Below are 21,931 nucleotides of genomic sequence, written 5' to 3'. Positions count from 1 at the left end.
GAGCGTACGGAGCCGACGGCTGATCGCCGTCGGCTGCTCAGGCCGCGTTCAGCGCCGCCGCAACCGGTCCTTGACGCGGCGCAGGAACGGTCGTTGCGGTTTCTGCCGCGGCGCCGGCTCCTGTTGCCATGCTTCCGCGGCGCGCTGCCAGTGTCGGGTGGCCAGCTCCCATTTCTTGGCCTCATCGCGCGCGGCGTTCCCCGCGCGGTTCCACCTGGTGACCCGCTTGCGCAGCTCTGCTTCTTTCACTTCGAGCCGCTTGACCGCAGCGGTCAGCGAAGCGGTGCGCTGCAACAGGTGCATCGGAGTCACGCCGAGGTCCTCGTCCTCCCAGTGGGCGAACCACTCGCCGCCGTCGGCCCAGCGCAGGCCCCAGGCCTCCTCCACCGCCTGGTCGAGATCCTCGTCAGGGCGCAGGGTGGCCAGGGCGCGGGAGACCGCGGCCGTGCGGTCGAGCACCGCACGGGGCGTGCCGCCGTGTGCGTTGGTCAGGAATTTGATCCGGCCTGCGCGCTGTTTGTCCGCAGCGGCCAGGACGTCCCTGAGACCGTCCGGGCGGAGCACGGTGCCGGGAACGAGTTCGAGCCTGAACGGTGCGGGAGCCGCCGTCTCCGGCCACTCCTCTACATAAGACACGCGATGGTCGGCCGAGAACACTTCTCGCAGGAGCCGCAGTTCCAGCTGCGGGTCGTCCAGCGGGCGGACCCGGTCGCCGGACAGCTGCGACCAGGGGCCCTTCAGCAGGACCCGGAAGTCCTGCAGACTGCCGGACAGGGCGGAGGCGACGCTCGCGGTGGCCTGCTCGAACGTCGCCTCTGCGACGTCGACGGTCACCTCGACCAGCGGCACTCTCCAAGTGATCCCCGGCTGTGTGCGCAGGTGGCGCAGCGTTGGGACCCGGTTGGCGACGAACGGCTGGCGGTACCGTTTGCCGGCTTCGTTGCGAGACTGCAGTTGCGACTCGCCCAGATGCCAGGCGCGGGCCTGGGCTTCCGGAACGAACACGGCCCCCGCCTGCGCCTGCCGATACCCCAGCTCGGTGTCGCTGCCGAGCTTGAGGTCCTTGTCGATGCCGCCACAGCGGCTGTAGAAGGCCTTGGTGAACGAGATGGTGGCGCCGTTGGTCACCGAGTAGGCGCGAAGTTCATCTTCCAGAAGCCGCTCAGTGCGCTCCAGCAGCGAGATCTCCCAGCTCTGCCCGATTTCGAGGGTGCCGAAGAGCGTTTCGGCGGCGTCGGACGCCACCGCCGCGTGGACCTTCTCCAGATCCAGTTCCTCGGCCTCGATCTCCACGAACCCGAGGTTGCCGATGACCACGCAGTAGTCGATCTTCTGGTGCCAGCGCGCATGGGCCTCGACGTGCGTGCGGTCGGGGAGCACGTCGGAGTCGAGCCGGACGATGACGTCGCCTTCGGCCGTGTCGATGCCGAAGTCGACGGCGGCTGCTACGCCCCATTGCCCTTCGGGGGCGCGGACGATGCGGGTGCGCTCGGGCTTCAGTTCGGGCAGCCGCAAAGGCGGTTCGGAGCCGTCGTCGACGACCACGACGTCCAGGAGCGCGGCCGGGTAGCTCTGCGCGGCCAGGGCGGCCAGGGTGACGTCGAGCTCCTCCTGCGCGCCGTATGCGGGGATGACGACGGACACGACTGCGTCGGGTTCCCATGCTCCGAGCCGCGGTGCATCGATCGCGTCGTAGCGGTTCCGCTTGACGCGTAGCGGGGATGCGGTGTCGGGGACCGGTTGGTTCATCGCGGTGCGACCGTGCCTTTCTGGGCTTTCAGGTGGTCTTCAAGTGTGTCTGCGGCGATGGCGGGGCCGAGGTCGACTCCGTGCCACTGACGGACGTTGTTGCGGAGGAAGGCGGCGGCCGGGGCGTTCCAGGTGTGGCCCGTCGATCGGCGCGAGATCAGGAAATTGAGACCGTGCGTGCAGTACACCTTGCCGCCGCGGCGCTGCGCGTCCTGCAGCAGCGCACGGTCCTCACTGGTTCGCAGCGGTCGGTAGCCCCCGAGTTCGCGCAGGTCCTCCCGGCGGATGAGCATGGTCGCCCCGGAGACGTGGACGCTGAAGCGCTCGCTCGGACCGGGGCGCTTGTGGATCGTCAGGTCGGGAGATTCCAGGTGGACGAATTCGGGCTGGGTGCCGATGAGGTCGCCGCCGGAGTAGCGGGCCGCGAGCAGGAGGTCGGAGAGGTGGTGAGGACCGTACCAGTCGTCGTCGTCGAACTTCGTGATGAACTTGCCGGAGGCGGATGCGACGCCGGCGTTGAGCGCGTCCCCGAACGCCTCCGAGGCCGCCACCTCCACGATCCGCAACGGCAGATGAACCGCCGCGACCGCCTCACGCACCTGCGGGTGCTCGCTTGAGATGCCGTGCAGCACGAGGACAAGTTCCACCCGGTCGTGGCGCTGCGCCGCGATCTGCGCGAATGCCGAGTTCAGGAACGTCGGCCTCCGGGTGCACAGGATGACCGATACGGAATCGTCGACGCCGAGGGCGCTCGGAACGCCGTGGGCCGGGCCGCGCGAGGCCGAACCGTGCAAGGCGAGGGCCGATCGCCGCAGCCGCACGCTGTGCAGTTCACGCAGGAGCGGGTCGTCCATGTCGCTCGGCTCGTATCGGCCGACGAGGCCGTTCAGTTCCTCGCCGAGCGCGAGGGCCCAGCGCGGCATCGGCCCGTGCGCCACCAGGGGTACACCGGCGGCAGCGAGGGCTACGACGGCGGCCGCGCCGGCGGCGTCGCCCGGATGCGAATCCCAGTCGACGGCGACCGAGCGAAACGGGCGGCACCGTTCGATCTCGGTGTCGGTCACCATCCCGGAGGCGGGCAGCGCGAAAGCGGGGGAGGTCAGCGGGTGCAGACTCCATCCGCGGCCGTCGAACGACATGATCGGGCGCTCAGCGGTCGTCTCCCACCGGAACCCGATGGGGTTGACCAGGTACTCGTTGACTGGTGGCAGGTCCTGCGGTCGCGGTCGCTCATGCAGTGGCTGCCGGTGGTCGGGGAAGATCGAATTGGGCCGTGACGTCCCGGCGTTCCGCCGTTCGATCAGGCGCGGATGGCCGCCCCATGCAGGGACCTCCGCGACGGGCACTGAATGGAGCACCAGGTCGGCGGCCGGGTAGGTGGCACTTCCCGGTGCGGCGGATTCGACTCCGAGCGGAGCGAGCGCGTACCCGGATGTTCCCGCCGCCCACTGCGTGGCGGCGCCGACGACGCCGACGCGAGGGACCAGCGGCCTCGCTCGGGGGGCGCGGTGCCCGGTGCAGGCGCGGACGAGGGAGGCGAGGTCGGCCGGCTGGTCCAGGATCGTCTCGATGGACCAGTGACCGGTGCGACCGCGGCGGATTCGCTGCTCGATCATGGTGCGCCACGGTTTCGTCGGCGGCAGGTCGATCGAGGTCGGGCGGCTCGGCTCGGCCATCTGGGCCACTTCGACATAGAGGTGCCGGGCGCTCGGCAGGAATTGGCTGTACAGCGAGGCCTGCGCCAGATCGGTGAGCGTCCGCGCGACCAGTACGACCGTTCCCTGGTGCGGGGGCTCGGCCTTGAACGGAGCCTCGGGCAGCAGGTGCAGGTCGTGGACCGGCGCTTCTTCGGATGTCAGGGACGCGAGTACTGCCGGACCCTCGTCGAAGCCGATGACGCCGACGAATGCGCATGTTTCCCGAAGGAGTGCGCGCAAGCGGGTACTGAACGCAGGGTCGCTGATCACAAGGTCACTTTCGGATGGTCGATGGCCTCCGGAACGGTCAGGGAACCCCGCCCGGGTGCCGGGCCGTGTCGCAGGCGGTTGGACCTGCTGTATCGGCACAGCGCTGGTGGCAGTGGCGTCGTCTCGTCCGGGACGGAGCGGCACGGCCGTAACCTGAGTACATGTTATCGGTTCACGCAACCCCGCGAGTGCCGGTGACCGCCCCTTCACAGTGACAGTGATCGCCTTGCCAGTGCCTGAGGTGCAGTTGCTCCAGCTGAGAACGGGTACCGGGTGAAAGGAAAGCCGCCCTGTGCAGAGGGCCACGGCGTTCGCCGAGTTCGCTAGTGTGGCAGGTGCCGTGCGGGGCTCAGGGAAGGCCCCCGACGCACGTGCCGCCCTCAACCCCCCAGGGCGCGACACTCCGAACATCGTTGCGCCACAAGCGATCGACCCACTCACCCTTCAGTCCGACATGAGAAGAGCGAACATGGCTTTTCGCGACCGCGTCGCCCGCCGCCTGGGCATGCCCCGCGGCAAGCGCCACCTCCTGCACGTCGTGGGCACCAGGCTCGAGATCGGGGTGTTCAACGTGCAGTGGCTCGAGTACCGCTGGCAGCTGTTCGAGACGCTCGCCCTGTCCTCGATCGACGCCCAATCGGAGAAGGACTTCACATGGGTGCTCGGGATCGACCGCGACATGCCTCAGTCTTTCCGCGAGCGGCTCGACGAGCTCGCCGCCGCCCGCCCCTGGATCCGACTGCTCGAACTCGAGTTGCTCGACGACTTCGAGTCGGAGTTCAAGCAGTGGTGCCTCAAGGAAGCCGAGGCCAAGGGCCGCCCGCCCGTGCTGACCACCAGGATCGACAACGACGACGCCGTGCACCGCGAGCTGTTCGGGGAGATCCGCCGAGCCGCATGCGAGCTGCTCGCGAACGGGAGCGCACTGCCGGCGGCCATCACCGCCGTCTCCGGGTACCAGTGGGTTCCCGCGACCGGGCACGGCTACCGCGCCTACCACCACAGCCACTCCATCGGCACGTCCCTGCTGGAGTCGTTCGACGCGTTCACCTCGGTCTACGGCAAGAACCACCGGCGCATCCCCGACTGGGTGGTGGAGCGAGACGGCTCAGTGCGGCATCTCGGCGGCGACACCCGCTGGTGGCTGTACGCGACCACGGCCACTTCCCTCGTGCTGCTGCGCACCGGTAAAGGCCTCCGGGACGGCACCGTCGCCAATCCCGGCGCCCACGAGCTCGCCGCCAAGACCCTGCGCGCATTCGGTGTCGACGCGGCCGGGGGGCTGCGCGATATCGATGAGCCGGTGCTGGCGGAGCGGCACGTCGACCTCGTGGACCAGGGCAAGGCCGTCGACCGCGACATCAAGCGCGTGCGTGCGCAGATACGGCAGCTGCGAAAAGCAGGCGAGCGCGCCGATACCGAACTCCTGGCCAAGCGCCAGGAGCTGCACGACCGGCGCAAGGAGCTCGCCAGGGCCTGGGTCGCCTAGGGCCCAACTATTCGGCGGCTCTAGAACAGCCGGCGAAGCCGACCCAGCGCTCGGCGCGGCAGGGATCTCCGCACAGGCGCAGTGCTTTCGAGCAGCGCCAAGGCGGCCCTGAGCTCGGCGATCTGCCGGCGGTGCGCCTCGGCCTTCGACTCCTCGGAGAGGAACCAGGGACCGGGTTCGGCCCGGCCGATGCCCCAGACGGCTTGCAGGACCGCGTCGAGGTCCTCACCGGGTTCGCGAAGGCGTTCGGCGCGGGCCAGCGCGGCGGTGCGGTCCAGGCGCACTCGCAGCGGTCCCACACGGCTGGGCACAGCGGTCTCGACCCGGCCGAGGCGCTGTTCGTCGGCGTACGCGACCAGGCGCTCCAGGCCGTCGCGGCGCGGCACTGCGCCAGGAGCCAAGGTCAGTTGGAACGGCACCGGCGCGACCGCTTCGGGCGCCTTCTCCATGAACCGGACTCGGGCGTCCCCGCGGAAGGTCTCGCGGATGAGCCGCAGGTCCAGCAGCGGGTCCTCCAGGGGAGCGACCCGGTCCTCGGAGAGCGATGCCCAGGGGCCGAGGAGGACCGCCTCGATGTCGGCGAGGGTGCCGGCCAGCACCGCGTTCACCGTGGCCCGCACGGGTTCCAGCCGCGAACCGGTGGCGTCGACCACGACTCTGACGTAGGGCACCTCCCAGGCCCGGCCCGCCTCGGAGCGCAGGTGCCGCAGCGACGGGATGCGGTTGGCGGCGAACGGGCGCCGGTACCGCTTGCCGTCCTGGCGGCGCGACTTCAGCTGCGACAGCCCCAAGTGCCAGGCAGCGGCCTCGGCGTCGGCCGCGAACAGGGCGCCGCGCTGGGCCATGCGGTAGCCCAAGTCGGTGTCGCTGCCCAGGGGCATCGTCGCGTCGGTGCCGCCGCAGTCCTCATACATGGCGCGCGTGAAGGAGATGGTCGCCCCGTTGGCGATCCTGAACGCCTGCACCGGGTCCTCGACGACGCCCCCGGACTCCTTGACGAGCGCCACCTCCCACTCGTCACCGACCTGACGGTCCGCGAACAGCGCCGCGGCCTCGCCTGCGGCGACCGCGTCGCGCACCCGCCCGGGATCGAGCGAATCGGTCGCGAGGTCGATGTCGACGAACGCGAGCTTCCCGATCACCGCGAAGTAGTCGCCGGCCTCGTGCCAGCGTGCATGCGCCTCCACATGGCGCCCGTCCACGACGACGTCCGAGTCCAGCCGCACGATGACCTCGCCGGTCGCGGCGCCGATCCCCGCGTCCACGGCGGCGGCGATGCCCCACCGGCCGGGCCGGTTCGGCACGATCCGGGTGGCGGAGGGCCGCACTTCGGGCAGCCGCAGCGGCGGTTCGCTGCCGTCGTCGACGACGACCGCTTCGAGCAGATCCGCGGGGTACGTCTGGGCTGCGAGCGACGCGAGGACGAGGTCGAGCTTGTCCTGGCCTCCGAAGGCGGGTACGACGACCGACACCCGCTTCGTCGGGGTCCAGTCGCCGAGGCGGGCGGGGGCGAGCGAGCCGCTGTCGTTTCGGGGGACGCGCAGCGGGGGGATCGGGTTCTCCATGATGCGGCGAGTTTACTGCCCGCCGGTACTGCTCACCCGTGCCCGGACCTGTGCGCGGGGGTACGCGCGCGCGAACCCGCGACCGGCGTTTGCCGACCTCGGCTATGGTCTTCTGCGGAGGCGGCGCGGGGTACCTCGGTGCCACCGCGAGAGCCTACGGCGCGTGTATACGTTTGCGACAATGAAGTGGTCGCCGACGATTCGCCGACCGGGTCGAATACCCGCCTCCGCGTCCCTCAACGCCACTGCCGAACCGCCACACAACCCAACGGTGGGTCCGTACCCGCTGCATAGGAACGATGACCACGAACTCCCGCACCCGGCCCCCCGTCCAGCCGCCCGCGCACCTCTTCGGTCCGGCGCTGGCAGACGCGGCGCTGCCCGCGATCGCCGGCAGCGCCATCCGAGGCGGATCGCGCCTGGGCCGGGCGCTCCTCGCCTCCCGGGCGGGTGCGGCCGATCCGGCCGCGGCGCTCACCGGCACGCACCCGGACGCCCTCCGCGAACTCGCCCGCACCCTCGTGCAGCGGCCCGTCGCCGACGGCGACGCCGATCTGGCCCTCGCCCTCTACGACCGGGCACGTGATCTCGATCCCACCGGCGGCCCCGAAAACCACCGGGCCCTCCACTTCCGCCTCGCCGTCTGGCAGGGGGAGGCGGGCCGCATCGAACGGCTCCTCGCGTCGGCCCCCGCCGACCACGCCGCCGCCTACGCCGCCGAGGCCGCCCATCCCGTACACGGCGGCGACGAGCAGGCCTGGTTCGCGGCGTTCCGCGGCTTTGCGGGCTGGGACGACGTCGCGCTCACGGCTGACGAACCGACGCTCCCGCTGCTCGACCGGCTCCGCGCGGCCCCCGGCGTCCCAGGCACCGTGGAAGGTCCGCTCATCTCGGTCATCATGACCGCGCACCGGCCCGGCCCCGAACTCATCGCCGCAGTCCGCTCCCTGGTCGACCAGTCCTGGCGCAACTGGGAACTGCTCCTGGTGGACGACGCCTCCGGACCCGACCACGACGAGGTCCTGCGCGAGGCCGTCGCCCTGGACGAGCGCGTCACCCTCTTCACCCAGAGCGCCAACGGCGGCACCTACCGCGCCCGCAACAGCGCCCTCGCCAAGGCCAAGGGCGAGTTCACCGCCGGCCTCGACTCCGACGACTGGGCCCACCCGCGCTGGCTCGAAGCGCTCGCCGCGCCGCTGGTCGCGGACGCCGCCGCCGTCATGTCCGCGAGCCAGGGCATCCGCGCCACCGCCGACCTCCACCTCTTCACGGGCCCGGCCCAGAGCCTCGCCAAGCTCTTCTCCACCCCGATCCTCTTCCGCACCCGGCCCGTGCGCGAGAAGCTCGGCTACTACGACGTGACCCGCAAGGGCGCCGACACCGAGTTCCGCCTGCGCCTCCAGAAGACCTTCGGCTCGCGCCGCTGGATTCGCTTGGACGCCAAGCACACCGTGATCCGCCAGAGCCCGACCTCCCTGTCCGGCGGCGAGGTCGGCGAAGGCTGGATGCACCCGCTGCGCTTCGCCTACGAGGCCGGCTTCCACCACTGGCACCGCGACATCCAGGCCAAACGCGCCAAGCCCTTCCTGCCCGACGCCACGACGCAGCGGCCCTTCCCCGCACCGGCTCCGCTCCTGGGCGCCAAGCGCATCACCGCAGTCGACCGCGTCTACATCGGCGACTGGCGCGAGGCCGGGCCGCAGCAGCGGGCGATGCTCGACGAGCTCGAACGCGACGCCGCCGCCGGTACCCGGGTCGCCATCGCCCACTACGAGAGCTGGGCCGCCGTCGCGGACCGGTACATCCCGGTCGGCCGCGAAGCGGTCCGCCGGGCCCACCTCGCGGGAGCCGAATGGGTCGACTTGCGCGAGATCCGCGCCGAAGGGGCGCTGGCCGCGGACGAGCTGATCGCCGCGGCCGTCGCCTTCGACTTCCCGGACGCGCGGATCGGGCCGGTCGCGGTCATGCCGCCCGTCCCCGAGGAGCCGGAGCCCGCGGTCGTCCCGCCGACCGCGGTGAGCCGCGCGACGGGGCGCGCCCGGTCGCTGGCCGGGCGCTTGAAACGCCTGCCGCGCAAGCTCCTTCGCGGCAAGAAGGCCGTGCTGCGGCGGGGTCTGGGCCGGGCCGCCGGAAAGCTGCGCGTCCTGCGCGCCCGGCTTCACCCGACCGAGCAGGACCTGCTCGGCGTGCCCACCGCGGAGCAGCGGCGGTCGCTGGAGCTGTGGACCGACCGTCTCAACGTCGGCTGGTCGGTCGAGGCCCGCGCGCACCTGGGCGGCATCGCCCGCTCGGAGGCCGAGATCCCGACGCTGCGGATCGCGGCGATGGAGGCCCTGACCGCCTGGCATGAGGCCGAGGACCGCGCCGAGCGGCGCCACCTCGAACTCGACGTCGTGATCGTCTCCAACTTCCACCTGCCCGGCGGCTCCTCCTCGTCGAACGCGGAGGAGATCCAGGCGCTGCGCCGCGCCGGCCTGAAAGTGGGCCTGCTGCACTACCCGGTGTACGACTGGCCGCTGGTGCGCCCCGTGAACGACAAGATCCAGCGGCTCCTGGAGGACGACGGCGTCGAGTGGATCACCGCCCGCGACCGCGTCGACTGCGACCTGGCGATCGTGCGGTTCCCGCGGATCATGATGCGTCCCATGGACGACCTGCCGGACCTGCGGCCGCGCCGCACGGTCCTGGTGGTCAACCAGACCCCCTGGCACTACTACGGCCCCAAACTGGGCCGGCGTCTCACCTGGGACGTGCGCACCGTCCACCGCAACCTCACCGACTGGCTCGGTGAGCACACCTGGTACCCCCAGGGCCCCGTGGTCCGCGACGCCCTCGTGAACGCGCACGCCGACGAGATCGAGGGGATCGAGATCTCGCCCGACCACTGGTACGCGGTGCTCGACGCCGAGCAGTGGCGCCGCGAGGGCCGCCGCCCCGGCGCGGGCCCGATCCGCATCGGCCGCCACACCCGCGACCACGCCCACAAGTGGCCCGAGACCCCTGAGCAGATCCTGGCCTGCTACCCGGCCTCGGACGACTTCGAGATCCACGTTCTCGGCGGTGCGAAGGCCGCCAAGGTGCTCCTGCGCAAGCTCCCCGAGAACTGGACCGTGCTGCCGTTCGGCGCCGAACGCCCCCGCGAGTTCCTGCACCGCATGGACGTCCTGGTGTTCTTCATCGCCGACTCCAGCGAGGAGGCCTTCGGCCGTACCCCGCTGGAGGCCATGGCCGTGGGCCTGCCGTGCGTGCTGCCGCGCAGCTTCGAGCCGCTGTTCGGCGACGGCGCGGTCTACTGCGAACCCGCCGAAGTGGAGGCCCGCGTGCGGGAGCTCATGGACGACCCGGAGCTGTACGCCGCCCAGGCGGCGCGCGCCATCGACCGCGTCGAGCGGCACTACTCGTACGACGCGCTCCTGGAGCGGGTCGCCTCGCTCGGGGTGCGCCTCCCGGCCCCGGTGGACGCCCGGTGACTGACATGGAGCAACGCGTCCCGCTCGGCTCGATCCCCGGCAGCCGCCGCCGCGCCCTGATGAAGCTCACCGGCCGCCTTGAGCACGGCTTCTCGACCGAGGCGGTGCCGGAGCTGCGCCGCCTGCTCGGCTCTGCCGAGGAGACCGCCGCGACCCGCCTGGCGGCCGGCGCGGTCCTGCTCGACTGGCAGGAGCGCCGCCGTGCCGGCCGCGCCGCCGCGGTCCGCATCGACGTCGACATCGTCATCGTCTCCCACTTCGCGCTGCCCGGCGGCAACTCGACGGCGAACGCCGAGGAGATCAAGGCCTACCGGGACGCGGGGCTCACAGTGGGCCTGCTGCACCATCCGGTGTTCCACTGGGACGTCTCGCGGCCGCTGAACGACAAGATCAGTGCGCTCATCGACGGCGAGTCGGTGCGGCTGCTGAACGCCTGGGACCCGGTCGCGTGCGCGCTCCTGATCGTCCGCCTGCCCACAGTGGCGCTGCGCCTGCGCGACGACCTCCCCGAGATCGAGGCGGGCCGCACGGTCCTCATCGTGAACCAGACCCCGTTCAAGTTCTACGGCCCCGAAGGCGGCGTGGAGGAGGCCTGGGACGCCGAACGGGTCCTGTCGAACCTGGACGCCTGGGTCGGCCCGCACACCTGGTTCCCGGTGGGCCCCATGGTCCGCCGCGCCCTCATGGACCACCATGCCGAGGTCGTCGCCCGGACCGACCTCGCCGCCGAGGACTGGACCGAGTGCCTCGACCCGGACCTGTGGCGGCGCGAGTCCCCGCGCCCTGCAGACGGGCGCATCCGCATCGGCCGCCATTCCCGCGACCACCCGCTCAAATGGCCCGAATCCCCTGAGCGCCTGCGCGAATGCCATCCGGAGGACGCGGACTTCGAGGTCCACGTGCTCGGCGGCGCGGCCACGGTCGCCGAACGGCTCGGCCGCATCCCCGAGAACTGGACCGTGCATGAGTTCGGCTCGATGGACGCCCGCGCGTTCCTGCACGGCCTCGACGTCTTCGTCTACTTCATCGCCGAAGAGGGCCGCGAGGCCTTCGGTCTGGCCCCCTTGGAGGCCATGGCCGCGGGCGTCCCGGTGGTCATGGACCCCCGCTTCCAACCCCTGTTCGGCGCGGCGGCCGTGTACTGCGAGCCCGCCGAAGTCGCCGCCGTCGTGCGGTCCCTCGTGAACGACCCCGAAGCCTACGCGGCCCAAACGGAACGGGCGCGCCTCATCGTCGAGGAGCGGTTCTCGCACCAGGCCCTGCTGCGACGGGTGGAAGCACTCGGCGTCGTGACCACTGGCTGAGGCCGATACGTACGAGAAGGGGCGCCGCGCGGGAAGCGCGGCGCCCCTTCCGGTTCGCCATGGGACCTTGCTATGGCGCCTCGTGGTTAGACGAGGCCCTTCTTCTCCAGGGCGGAGCAGACGGTGTCGACGATCTTGCCGGTCACCAGGTAGGGGTCCATGTTCGCGTTGGGGCGACGGTCCTCCAGGTAGCCCTTCTTGTCCTTCTCGACCTGCCACGGGATGCGGATCGAGGCGCCGCGGTTGGAGACGCCGTAGGAGAACTGGGTGAAGTGGGCGGTCTCGTGGGCGCCGGTGAGGCGGTCCGCGATGCCGTCGCCGTAGACGGCGATGTGCTCGGCGGGCTTGTCGTCCTGGCCCAGCGCCTCGCACGCGGCGATGATGGGCTCGTAGTCCTCGCGCATGGCCTTGGTGGAGAAGTTGGTGTGGCAGCCGGCGCCGTTCCAGTCGCCCTTGGCGGGCTTCGGGTCGATGGTCGCGGAGACGTTCCACTCTTCGGCGGTGCGGTAGAGCAGCCAGCGGGCCAGCCACAGCGAGTCGGAGACCTCGAGCGCGGAGGCCGGGCCGACCTGGAACTCCCACTGGCCGGGCATGACCTCGGCGTTGATGCCGGAGATCGGCAGGCCTGCGGCGAGGCAGTTGTCGAGGTGCTTCTCGACGATCTCGCGGCCGAAGATCTCGTCGGCGCCGACGCCGCAGTAGTAGCCGCCCTGGGGGGCCGGGAAGCCGTTCTCGGGGAAGCCGAGCGGGCGCGAGCCCACCATGAAGGTGTACTCCTGCTCGATGCCGAACCAGGACTCCTGGCCCGCGTACTGCTCGGCGAGCTCGGCGGTCTTGGCGCGGGTGTTGGTCGGGTGGGGCGTGAAGTCGGTGTCGAGGACCTCGCACAGCACCAGGATCGAGTCGCCGCCGCGGATCGGGTCCGGGGTGACCTTGACGGGGCGCAGCACGCAGTCGGAGGAGTGGCCCTCGGCCTGGTTGGTGCTGGAGCCGTCGAAGCCCCAGATCGGGGGCTCCTGGCCCTCGTCGAGGATCTTGGTCTTGGAACGCAGCTTGGCCGTCGGCTCGGTGCCGTCGATCCAGATGTACTCGGCCTTGATAGCCATGAGGTAGGAGCCCTTCAAAACGGTGACGCGGTCCAGCTTCGCCCGAACCGCGCCGTGAAAGCAGAGCCCCGAGCCGTGAAGCTGTGCTGCCACGCTCCCAAGAAGCAATTTCTCGTTCGTTGAAGTCTTGTAAACAGTCTGTTAACCGCTGCTGTGCGTGAGCAGGGACGCGCTGTGCGTCCGTCTCGCCCCGCTTTCGGCCGTAAAGGAGAGCGGATGCTGTGAGTCCGACTCACCCTATTTCCGGCGATAAAATCTGGTTCACCCCGTATCCCCTATCAGTCCCGTTTCGTTCTAACAGTTGCGAGCGGCGAGAACGCTCGCGCTCAGGTACAGGACGACGGGGGAGACGATGGGACGCATCGCCGGAGGCAGCGAGGTCACTCGCCGCGTCAGCGTGCTCCGATTCCTCCTCGGCGCCGCGCTCACCGCATTCGGGTCCCTGCTCTTGGGGGCCTTCGCGTTGGCCGCATCCGCTTGGGCATCAGACGATTCCGCAGCATCGCATGGCCTTGCCGCGATGACCGACCCCCTCTCCGCAGAGGTGTCCGACATGTCGCGCCTGGCCGCGCGACTGATCCCGCAGAACCAGCTGGGACATCGGGCAACGGCGGGGCAGGGGGAGGTCTCGGGGCTGGTGTCGGGCTTTGGCGAGCCGGTGGTATCCCTGGTGGACGAGACGGACGGGGCCGTGCGCACTGCGTTGCAGAGCGATGCCGTGCCTGGCCTACTCGACTTGGATGACGAGTCCGTCGGAGACCGCACCGCCGAAGTAGTGGCACCGCTGGTGGGAAACCTGGTGAAGGGAACGGCCTCCATTGCGGACGGCCCGGCCTCCGCGGTGCCCGGTGTCTACGAGACTGTCGCGCCCTCGACCGAACCGGTCGATGCACTGGCGCGACTGGTGACCGATGGCCTGCGCCTCGACGACGGGACGACGCCCGGGAGCGTCCCCGTCGGTGCCGCAGGACAACCGAGCTTCACCATGCTTTCGGCGAATCAGGCCTCCAACGAGGTGGCGGCGTCGCTCCACGGAGCGAACAGCGGCCGGCCGGCCGCCGCCGCCGAGTGCTCCGCCGAACACGAGCGGGGGACGGAACGATCCACTGTCGAGGACGTGCGCGGCGTGCCGCGCATCTCGGCCAGGCCGTGGCCGTACGACGGCCCCGGACTGCCTGACCTGAAGGTCATCCCCGGTGGAGCCAAAGGCTCGACCGCAGGTGTCGGCGTCGACAGCGGCCACACCGCTGTCTGCGCCTCCCCGTCAGCCGCGGGGGAAGAGGTGTCACTCTCCCGCACGGTGATCGGGGAATTGGGGCGGCCGCTGGACCGCGCCGCCGAGCTGTCCGTCGCCCCAGACTAGGGCCTCCGCGCGTCGGTGCGCGGGGAACTTGAAGTCCGCCTTCAAAATCTCCCTCCGGTTGCAGTGCATGGGGTCTCGCATCCCACGCCCTCCGGCGCTCCGACGCGCGGAAGTCAGTTGCACCACCGTCCCGAACGGGGCGGAACGCCGAATCCAAAGTCGCCCGGGATTTCCGGGCGCACAACCCAGAAGGAAAACGCAACTCATGCGCAAGGTTCTCACTGTTGCCGCCGTCGCCGCCGGCGCCGCCGCTCTCTCCGCCGCTCCCGCCATGGCCGGTGGCAACAACTCCGGGGTCACCGCCGGGGACGTCTCCCTGGTGAACCTGGACGCCTCGAGCCTGGCCCACTGGCAGATCTGCGGCCAGAACGTCCTGACCCAGTCGTTCGGCCAGGTCTGCGACAACCGCGACCACATCGGCGATGGCCCGCAGTCCGGCGTCACCGCCGGCGACACCTCGCTCATCAACGGCGACGTCTCGAGCGCGCTGCACTGGCAGATCTGCGGCCAGAACATCGCCGTCTCGCCGTCGCTCGACCAGCAGTGCCTCAACTACGACCACGTGTCGGACCACGCCCAGTAGAGGCACGGTCGAGTCGGCTCTGTCGAGCCAAACCCGTCGGTGCGGGCCTGGTCCCGCACCGACGGATTCGAAATCCAACGAACTCGGGGGAACTCATATGCGCAAGTCCACTTACGTCCTCGCCGCCGCTGCGGGCGTCGCCGCCATCGGCGCCGTCGCCACCCCGGCGATGGCCGAGAACTCCGGTGTCACCGCCGGCGACACCAGCCTGCTGAACGTCGACGCGTCGAGCGCGCTGCACTGGCAGATCTGCGGCCAGAACGTCCTGGCCCAGTCGTTCGGCCAGGTCTGCGACAACCGCGACCACATCGGCGAGGGCCCGCAGTCCGGCGTCTGGGCCGGCGACACGTCCCTGGCCAACCTGGACATCTCGGATGCCGCCCACTGGCAGATCTGCGGCCAGAACATCGGCGTTTCGCCGTCGCTCGCCCAGCAGTGCCTCAACTACGACCACATGCCCAACACGGCGCAGTAGGTCGAACCCGGGGCGGGTCCGACAGGTCCGCCCTTCAGCACTCGAAAGGAACACACGCAATGCGCAAGCTCACCGCAACCGCCGCCTTCGCGGCGGCTGGTGTCGCCGTCCTCGGTGCCGCCGCCTCGCCCGCGATGGCCCAGAACTCGGGCGTCGCCGCCGGGGATGTCAGCCTCGTCAACCTCGATGCCTCGAGCCTGGCCCACTGGCAGATCTGCGGCCAGAACATCCTGGCCCAGTCCTACGGCCAGGTGTGCGACAACCGCGACCACATCGGCGAGGGCCCGCAGTCCGGCGTCTGGGCCGGCGACGTCTCCGGCGTCAACGCCGACCTGTCGAGCGCCCTGCACTGGCAGATCTGCGGCCAGAACGTGCTCACCCAGTCCTTCGGCCAGGTCTGCGACAACGCCGACCACATCTCCGAGGACGAGCACGACTACGACAAGGGCCACGACCAGGGCGACTACTAGGCCGCGCCGCACTCGGGCCAGATCGGGAAAAGGTAGAGAACAATGGGCAACACCACCATGGCCGCGGTCTCGGCCGCCGCTGCCGCCGCGGCGGCCCTCTCGGGAGACGTGGCTTCGGCCTCCACTCCCGACTGGCTGACGATCGCCACGGTGGAGACCGAACACGATTCGATGCTGCCCGTGCTGTGCGAGACCGGCGAGACCGGTCCGCTCGTGGACACGGCCTGCGCGACGATGCTCGGCGCCGGTACCACGCACGACGCGGAAGACTACGGGTACGCGCTGCCGGAGGCCCCCGGGGACTTCGGAGGCATGCCGACCGTGGTCAACGCGGATCTGCGGAACTTCGCCAAGTGGCAGGTCTGCGGCAACGCGGTGGCGGCCTCGGCCGAGGCCGTCGAGTGCGACAACTCGATCCAGGGCCCGAGTGAACCGGTGGGTCCCAGCGGGATCGCACTGGTCAACGCGGACGCCACAGGTGCGTTCCACTGGTCGGTGTGCGGCCTCGCCGTCGGACAGACCATGGAGACGTTCGACTGCTGATCGGCAGTCCGCTTTCATACCCAAGCGGCCGGAGCCTCATGGCTCCGGCCGCTCCCTTGCGTCCCTTAGTACTTCACGGTCCAGGTCTGGCCGCGGTTCAGGCGGACCGCCTCGCCGCGGACCTTCACGAGGGTGTCGCAAGTGGACTTCAGTGCCACCTCGGTGACCTCGCCGCCGCTCCAGGCGAGCCGCTCCACGGTGACGCCGCCGCGGGCCCGCAGGCCGCGGACCTCGCCTTCGGGCCAGGCGCTCGGGAGCGCGGGCAGCAGCTCGATCACCGGGGCGCCGTCCTCGGTGCGGTGCGACTGGACGAGCATCTCGGCGATCGCGGCGGTCGTGCCGAAGTTCCCGTCGATCTGGAACGGCGGGTGCGCGCACAGCAGCGAGGCGTAGACCCCGCCGTCGGCGTACTCGACGCCGTCGCCGCGGAAGCCCACGGGCGTCAGGAACTCGCCGAGCAGGCGGTGGGCGCGGTCGCCGTCGCGCAGGCGGGCCCACAGGGCGGTCTTCCACGCGAGGGACCAGCCGGTGCCCGCGTCGCCGCGCGCTTCGAGGCTCTTCCTGGCGGCGTCGAGCAGTTCGGGCGAGTCCGCGAAGGAGTCGCCGGGGAAGACCCCGTAGAGGTGCGAGACGTGCCGGTGGTTCGGCTCGGACTCCTCGCGCTCCTCGGCCCACTCGAGGAGGCGCCCGTCGGCGCCGATCTTGGGTCCGGCCAGGCGCGGCACGGCGGCCTTGATGCCTTCCACGAGCTGGAGGTCGTCGCCGTGAAGGGTCTCGGCGACCACGTCGGCCGCTTCGAGGATGAACGCGAAGAGCTCGCGCACCAGCGTCGCGTCCATCCCGGTGGACTCGTCGACCGCCGAGTTCCCGTCCGGGGTCACGAACTCGTTCTCGGGGCTGGTGGCCGGGTTCGTGACGAGCGTGCCCTCCTTGCCCTCGGAGAGGCGGTCGAGCGCGAACCGGGCCGCGCCCAGGGCGATCGGCAGGTGCTCGGCCAGGAACTCCTCGTCGCGGCCGAAGCGCCAGCGCTCGGCGAGGTGCATCGAGAGCCACAGGCCCGCCATGGGCCAGTTCTGCCAGCACGCGCGTCCCTGCACCGGGACGGTGGTGCGCCAGTAGTCGGTGTTGTGGTGGCAGCACCAGCCGTCCGCGTCGTAGAGGCGGCGCGCGGTCTCGACGCCGGTGCGGGCGAGGTCGCCGACGAGGCCGAACAGGGGCTCGTGGAACTCGGGCAGGCCGCAGGTCTCGGCGGGCCAGTAGTTCATCTCCACGTTGATGTTCGTGGTGTAGTCGCAGTTCCACGGCGGGGTGACCTCGTGGTTCCAGATGCCCTGCAGGGTCGCGGCCTGGGTGCCGGGGCGCGAGGAGCCGATCAGGAGGTAGCGGCCGAACTGGAATGCGAGCACGGCGAGGTCCTCGTCGCCGCCGCCCGCGGCGCGGCGCTGCAGGCGCTCGTCGGTCGTCGCGTCGTTCGCTGGGGCGTTGTCCACAGGCGCCTGTGGAGAGAGGTCGAGGCTGACGCGGTCCATGAGCTCGCGGTGGGCGGCGACGTGGGTGTCCAGGACGGCGGACCAGCCGTCGGCGGCGGCGCGGAGGGCCTCGTCGCGGGCGGTGGCGAGTGCGGCCCGCTCGTCGAAGTCGGAGCGCAGCGCGACGTAGACCTCGATGCTGCGGGCACCGCTGATGCGGTGGCCGCCTTCGATTTCGGCGACCTCGCCGTCGCTCTGCACCTGGGCGCTGAGGCCGAGGCGGCGCACGCCTTCGGTCGTGGAGTAGTCGGGCTTGCCGCCGAAGACGCTGACGGGGGCGCAGCCGGTGAACTCGAACGCGGTCGCGCTGGAGGAGGCGGTCCCGCCCGCATGGGGCCACTCGAAGCGCAGTTCGAGGTCGAAGGCCGCATCGGCGGTCCACCGCAGGGCGATGACCTGGTAGGCGGCGGAGGCGAAGGCCTGGTGGGCGACGCGCCCGCGGGTCACGGTGGCGACGCCGTCGCGCAGGTCGAGTTCGCGCCGCTCTGCCGATCGACGGCCCGCAGGAGCCGCCGGGTCCGGCTCGGTGTCGCCGGAGTGGGTCGCGACGAAGGCGCCGGCGGGCTGGTAGGCGTCGGGCTCCTTGCCGGTCATGCCGGACGCGAGCCGGTCGGCGGCGGCGTAGTCGCCGCGGCGCACCGCTTCGGCGGCTTGGGCCGCCAGGCCTTCGGCGCCCTCGGGGACGCTCCAGGAACCGTCGCCCGCCCAGAAGGCGTCTTCGTTGAGTTCGATGCGGGGACCCCACAGCATCGCGCCGATGCGGCCCTCCCCGATGGGGAGGCCTTCGTGCCAGGCGTCGGGGGCGCTGTCGTAGGTGAGCTTCAGTGCTGCCATGCCGAGATCCTATAGGATTCGCGATCGAGGGTCCATGGACGTGCCGGGGGCCGCCCGCGACTCCAATTGCGACGATGCCTCGTCATTGAGCCGAGCGGCGGAATTATCCACAGTGAATCCATTTCATCCGGCTCCGAATCGCCGACGCAGCAATTATGGTCACCGATATGACGTGGATCAAAGGTAGAAAGTCAGCAACAGGACTCGCGCTCGCCGCCACTGCGGCGCTTATCGGATCGATGATGATCGGCTCACCCGCACTGGCCGCGGAAGTCACGATCCCGATCAACGACGGCAACGTGCCGACGACCGCGGGGAATGCCGGCACCATCTCCTGCGACAACATCCCGCCCGGCGACATCGGCGACGACCAGGACGGCTGGGTGTTCGTGCTGCCCGAGTCCGCCGGCGCCGAAGGCAACTTCATCTCCGTGACCGCGACCTTCGAGGACGAGAACGGCGACGAGCAGGTCTACACCACCGGCGCGAACGGCGGCATCGTCTCCGGATCGGGCGACAACAAGGCCTACATCATCACCCCGGCTGGCTGGACCCTCGTCAACGCCGAGGCCCAGGTCACGGACCCCGACGAGGGCGCCTTCTTCAACCTCACGCACGCCTGCCCCGGCAAGCCGGGAGACTCGCCCACCACGCCGGGCGGCGGGACCACCCCGCCCGGGAACGGGACCACCCAGCCCGGGAACGGGACCACCGCACCGGGAGGCTCCACGATGCCGGGCGATCAGTCCGCCTCCGCGAACGGCCTGCCGACCACCGGCGGCTCGACCGGCCTGATGCTCGGACTCGGACTGTTCCTCGCCGCGGGCGGCGTCGTACTGGTCATGTTCCTGCGGCGCCGGGCCCAGGCCGACTCCTAGTACGCGACACCCGCAGCATCGCCCCCGCGGTCCGACCGCGGGGGCGACGCCGTGCCCTCGGCCGGAGCGGAAAACGCTCCGTTACGGGAATGCGCTGCAACCCCGCCCCGCCCACGCGCGTGAAGGCAGTGCCCATCACGAATCCGGCACATTCGTTTCCTTTGGCAGACGGAAAACGGAGCCTTTCCCAGTGGAACTCAAGCAACCCATCAAGACCTTCGGCGTCGCCGTCGGCGCGAGCCTCGTCGGAGCCCTGGCGCTGGCGTCGCCCGCGCAGGCGACGGAGCCCATCGACATCAATCCCGACCACGTCGGCAAGCCCGCCACGTACTTCGAGGAAGGCTGCGGCACCGACAGCCAGCTCCCCGAAGACCTCGGCGCGGACGAGGACGGCTGGGTGTTCGTGCTGCCCGGCGGCAACGACGACTTCGTCTCGGTCACGGTGACCTACGAGGACGAGGACGGCGACGAGCACGTCCTCGACGCCACGATCGTGTCGAACGGCAACAGCGGCAGCGCCAAGCACGCCTACATCATCACGCCCGCAGGCTGGACCATCGTCGAGGCCTCGGCCGTCATCGAAGGCGACAGCAAGTTCTTCAACGTGACGCACACCTGCCCGGGCGAGCCGTCCGGGAACGAGCCCAGCAGCCCCGCCGAGGAGCCGTCCTCGCCCGGCGAGCAGTCCAGCAGCCCCGCCGGCGAGGAGTCGAGCCCAGTCTGCGAGGAGCCCAGCAGCCCTGAGGCGTCCCCGAGCGCCCCGGCCGGGTCCGAGACCCCGTGCGAGGAGGCCACTTCCCCCGCCGGGAACGGGAACCTGCCGACCACCGGCACCCCGCTGACGATCGCACTGGTCTCGGCCGCCGCGCTCGCCGCCGGCGGTGCCGCGGTGTTCATGATCATGCGCCGCCGCCGCGAAGCCCAGGACTGGTAGTCCGACCGGCGGTCAGACCGGCCGCGCGCCGACCGTTCGAGGACCGACGGCCGGTGCACGACCGGTAAGCCCGCCAACGGGTCACGACGGGCCGGGTCCCCACAACCCGGCCCGGGACAGCCCAAGACGGCGCCCCCGCGACCATGGTCGCGGGGGCGCCGTCATGCCCGCTCGTCCGAGTTCGCCATGTTTGCGCAGGTCAACCGTTCGGACGATGTCACGATCATCCGAATGCGACGCAACGCCGACCCTCTCGCGAACGTGAATAGTCTGCCCATCGCCAGGTCCAGCGGCTCCCAGAGTCGGCCCGTCCGGACCGGCGAACGACGAACAACAGGCGTTATCGAAACCGGCACGTTCGATTCCTCCGGCCACCCATCACGGAGAGCAATCCCATGACACTCACACGCCGTCAAAAGCGCCTCGGCATCCTCGGCGCCGCAGGCCTCGCTGGAGCGACTGCGCTCGCGCTCGGCATCCCCGCCTTCGCCGGCGACCATGGCGGCGGCGGCAAAGACGCCGACACCGACAGCACCGTCACCCTCGACCTCAAAGACGCCCACAAGGGTTCGGAGGCCGACGACTTCGAGACCGGGTGCGGCGAGGACGACCAGATCCCCGGCGACAAGCCCGCTGACTACGACGGCTGGGTCTTCGTGCTTCCCAGCAACGCCGGCGACAAGTTCCTCTCGGTCACGGCCGTGTTCGAGGACGAGGACGGCGACGAGCACACCGAGCAGGCCACCGTCGTCACCTCCGGGAACAGCGGCAGCGCCAAGCGCGCCTACGTCGGCGTGCCGACCGGATGGATCCTCGTCGACGCCTGGGCTGAGGTGGTGAACGGGGACGAGGAGAAGCACTTCAACGTCACGCACACGTGCCCGGGCGAGCCGGGGGAGGAGCCCACGACGGACGCGCCGACCTCGGACGCGCCCACCAGCGATGCTCCCACTTCGGACGCGCCGACCAGCGATGCGCCGACCTCCGACGCGCCCACCTCCGACGCGCCCACCTCGGACGCGCCGACCAGCGATGCCCCGACGTCCGATGCGCCGACCTCTGACACCCCGACTTCGGACGCGCCGACTTCTGACGTCCCGACCAGCGACGCGCCGACCTCGGACACGCCCACATCCGACGCACCCACCTCGGAGCCCGAGGCCAGCACCTCCCCGGCCGAGTCCAGCCCCGCCGAGTCGAGCCCGGCCGCTTCCAGCCCCGCCGAGTCCAGCTCCGCGGCGCCGTCCTCCGAGGCCCCGTCCTCGGGCTCCACGCCCGGCCAGGCCTCGACCACCCCGGCCGGGAGCTCGCTGCCCAGCACCGGCGCGTCCCTGACCTACGCCCTCGGCGCGGGGGTGCTCCTCGCGGCGGGTATCGCCCTGCTCGTGGCGCAGCGCCGCCGCTCTGAGAACGCCGAAGGCGCCTGACCTGGTATCGGTGCGGGTCCCGCGGGTTCCCGCACCGAAATCCGGCCCGTTACCGAAACGTTATGCAACCGGCCGTGTCGCCATCGCGTTTAGCAGTTGTCTCAAGTCAGGACGCCCGATTCGTCGGGAAGGAGACACGCGACTACCGCCCGCTGCTTGACGGTGCGGTCCTTGTCGGGCCCCTGGAATCCTGCCACCGGGGGCCCGACCCTAAGTCGACGCCCCGGAGCCGTCCCCCCCTTGGC

16 protein-coding genes are annotated in these 21,931 nt (G+C 70.7%); 11 read left to right on the top strand and 5 right to left on the bottom strand.

The features are described from left to right. Positions 1–48 precede the first annotated feature (48 nt). On the bottom strand, positions 49–1,749 hold the full coding sequence (locus tag QWI33_RS12760) for a glycosyltransferase family 2 protein (protein ID WP_289957524.1): 1,701 nt from the start codon (positions 1,747–1,749) through the stop codon (positions 49–51). Further along, positions 1,746–4,022: a glycosyltransferase gene (locus QWI33_RS12755; protein WP_289957523.1), complete on the bottom strand. Its 2,277-nt coding sequence runs from the start codon at positions 4,020–4,022 to the stop codon at positions 1,746–1,748. The genes QWI33_RS12760 and QWI33_RS12755 overlap by 4 nt, the downstream gene beginning before the upstream one ends. A 163-nt stretch (positions 4,023–4,185) precedes the next feature. Between QWI33_RS12755 and QWI33_RS12750 the strand changes: the two genes are divergently transcribed. Further along, positions 4,186–5,205 carry a glycosyltransferase gene (locus QWI33_RS12750; protein WP_289957522.1) on the top strand — a complete coding sequence of 340 codons (1,020 nt, stop codon included), beginning with the start codon at positions 4,186–4,188 and terminating at the stop codon, positions 5,203–5,205. Between the two features lie 20 nt (positions 5,206–5,225). Here QWI33_RS12750 and QWI33_RS12745 read toward each other — a convergent pair whose 3' ends face one another. Further along, the gene (locus tag QWI33_RS12745) at positions 5,226–6,770 is read right to left on the bottom strand and encodes a glycosyltransferase family 2 protein (protein WP_289957521.1); all 1,545 of its coding nucleotides are present in this window, start codon (positions 6,768–6,770) and stop codon (positions 5,226–5,228) included. 299 nt (positions 6,771–7,069) lie between these two features. Between QWI33_RS12745 and QWI33_RS12740 the strand changes: the two genes are divergently transcribed. Next, positions 7,070–10,240 carry a glycosyltransferase gene (locus QWI33_RS12740; protein ID WP_289957520.1) on the top strand — a complete coding sequence of 1,057 codons (3,171 nt, stop codon included), beginning with the start codon at positions 7,070–7,072 and terminating at the stop codon, positions 10,238–10,240. A gap of 5 nt (positions 10,241–10,245) precedes the next feature. Further along, positions 10,246–11,544, top strand: a complete 1,299-nt coding sequence (locus QWI33_RS12735; protein ID WP_289957765.1) for a glycosyltransferase — start codon at positions 10,246–10,248, stop codon at positions 11,542–11,544. Positions 11,545–11,630: 86 nt separating this feature from the next. Here the strand turns inward: QWI33_RS12735 and glnII are convergent, their stop codons facing one another. Further along, entirely contained in the window at positions 11,631–12,650 is a 1,020-nt protein-coding gene (gene glnII / locus QWI33_RS12730) for a glutamine synthetase GlnII (RefSeq protein WP_353895462.1), read from the bottom strand. A gap of 352 nt (positions 12,651–13,002) precedes the next feature. Here glnII and QWI33_RS12725 point away from each other — a divergent pair, with 352 nt between their 5' ends. The 5 genes from QWI33_RS12725 to QWI33_RS12705 all read left to right on the top strand — a co-directional run bounded on the left by QWI33_RS12725 (position 13,003) and on the right by QWI33_RS12705 (position 16,084). Continuing rightward, the gene (locus QWI33_RS12725) at positions 13,003–14,013 is read left to right on the top strand and encodes a hypothetical protein (RefSeq protein WP_289957518.1); all 1,011 of its coding nucleotides are present in this window, start codon (positions 13,003–13,005) and stop codon (positions 14,011–14,013) included. A 205-nt stretch (positions 14,014–14,218) separates the two neighbouring features. Beyond that, entirely contained in the window at positions 14,219–14,596 is a 378-nt protein-coding gene (locus QWI33_RS12720; RefSeq protein ID WP_289957517.1) for a hypothetical protein, read from the top strand. Positions 14,597–14,693: 97 nt separating this feature from the next. Beyond that, positions 14,694–15,071, top strand: a complete 378-nt coding sequence (locus QWI33_RS12715; RefSeq protein ID WP_289957516.1) for a hypothetical protein — start codon at positions 14,694–14,696, stop codon at positions 15,069–15,071. A gap of 59 nt (positions 15,072–15,130) precedes the next feature. Beyond that, the gene (locus tag QWI33_RS12710) at positions 15,131–15,541 is read left to right on the top strand and encodes a hypothetical protein (protein WP_289957515.1); all 411 of its coding nucleotides are present in this window, start codon (positions 15,131–15,133) and stop codon (positions 15,539–15,541) included. Between the two features lie 42 nt (positions 15,542–15,583). Then, positions 15,584–16,084, top strand: a complete 501-nt coding sequence (locus tag QWI33_RS12705; protein WP_289957514.1) for a hypothetical protein — start codon at positions 15,584–15,586, stop codon at positions 16,082–16,084. Positions 16,085–16,149: 65 nt separating this feature from the next. On the opposite strand, the gene QWI33_RS12700 is transcribed toward QWI33_RS12705, so the two are convergent. Continuing rightward, the gene (locus QWI33_RS12700) at positions 16,150–18,447 is read right to left on the bottom strand and encodes a glycosyl hydrolase family 95 catalytic domain-containing protein (protein WP_289957513.1); all 2,298 of its coding nucleotides are present in this window, start codon (positions 18,445–18,447) and stop codon (positions 16,150–16,152) included. Between the two features lie 167 nt (positions 18,448–18,614). On the opposite strand from QWI33_RS12700, the gene QWI33_RS12695 reads away from it, so the two are divergent. From QWI33_RS12695 to QWI33_RS12685, 3 genes are all read left to right on the top strand, one after another. Further along, a complete protein-coding gene (locus QWI33_RS12695; RefSeq protein ID WP_289957512.1) occupies positions 18,615–19,325 on the top strand; it encodes a hypothetical protein in 711 nt (236 codons plus the stop codon). Between the two features lie 190 nt (positions 19,326–19,515). After that, positions 19,516–20,259, top strand: a complete 744-nt coding sequence (locus QWI33_RS12690) for a hypothetical protein (protein WP_289957511.1) — start codon at positions 19,516–19,518, stop codon at positions 20,257–20,259. A 395-nt stretch (positions 20,260–20,654) separates the two neighbouring features. Further along, positions 20,655–21,686: an LPXTG cell wall anchor domain-containing protein gene (locus QWI33_RS12685; RefSeq protein ID WP_289957510.1), complete on the top strand. Its 1,032-nt coding sequence runs from the start codon at positions 20,655–20,657 to the stop codon at positions 21,684–21,686. Positions 21,687–21,931: the final 245 nt, after the last annotated feature.

The organism is Glycomyces tritici, assembly GCF_030403505.1.
The sequence above is the reverse complement of the archived record's forward strand: the minus strand, read 5'-3'. Positions and strand labels throughout refer to the sequence as shown.

Excerpts from the sequence above, each read along its gene's own strand:
- QWI33_RS12760 (WP_289957524.1), bottom strand. The coding sequence starts at position 1,749 with ATGAACCAACCGGTCCCCGACACCGCATCCCCGCTACGCGTCAAGCGG.
- QWI33_RS12750 (WP_289957522.1), top strand. The coding sequence starts at position 4,186 with ATGGCTTTTCGCGACCGCGTCGCCCGCCGCCTGGGCATGCCCCGCGGC.
- QWI33_RS12745 (WP_289957521.1), bottom strand. The coding sequence starts at position 6,770 with ATGGAGAACCCGATCCCCCCGCTGCGCGTCCCCCGAAACGACAGCGGC.
- QWI33_RS12740 (WP_289957520.1), top strand. The coding sequence starts at position 7,070 with ATGACCACGAACTCCCGCACCCGGCCCCCCGTCCAGCCGCCCGCGCAC.
- QWI33_RS12735 (WP_289957765.1), top strand. The coding sequence starts at position 10,246 with ATGGAGCAACGCGTCCCGCTCGGCTCGATCCCCGGCAGCCGCCGCCGC.
- glnII (WP_353895462.1), bottom strand. The coding sequence starts at position 12,650 with ATGGCTATCAAGGCCGAGTACATCTGGATCGACGGCACCGAGCCGACG.
- QWI33_RS12725 (WP_289957518.1), top strand. The coding sequence starts at position 13,003 with ATGGGACGCATCGCCGGAGGCAGCGAGGTCACTCGCCGCGTCAGCGTG.
- QWI33_RS12720 (WP_289957517.1), top strand. The coding sequence starts at position 14,219 with ATGCGCAAGGTTCTCACTGTTGCCGCCGTCGCCGCCGGCGCCGCCGCT.
- QWI33_RS12715 (WP_289957516.1), top strand. The coding sequence starts at position 14,694 with ATGCGCAAGTCCACTTACGTCCTCGCCGCCGCTGCGGGCGTCGCCGCC.
- QWI33_RS12710 (WP_289957515.1), top strand. The coding sequence starts at position 15,131 with ATGCGCAAGCTCACCGCAACCGCCGCCTTCGCGGCGGCTGGTGTCGCC.
- QWI33_RS12705 (WP_289957514.1), top strand. The coding sequence starts at position 15,584 with ATGGGCAACACCACCATGGCCGCGGTCTCGGCCGCCGCTGCCGCCGCG.
- QWI33_RS12700 (WP_289957513.1), bottom strand. The coding sequence starts at position 18,447 with ATGGCAGCACTGAAGCTCACCTACGACAGCGCCCCCGACGCCTGGCAC.
- QWI33_RS12695 (WP_289957512.1), top strand. The coding sequence starts at position 18,615 with ATGACGTGGATCAAAGGTAGAAAGTCAGCAACAGGACTCGCGCTCGCC.
- QWI33_RS12685 (WP_289957510.1), top strand. The coding sequence starts at position 20,655 with ATGACACTCACACGCCGTCAAAAGCGCCTCGGCATCCTCGGCGCCGCA.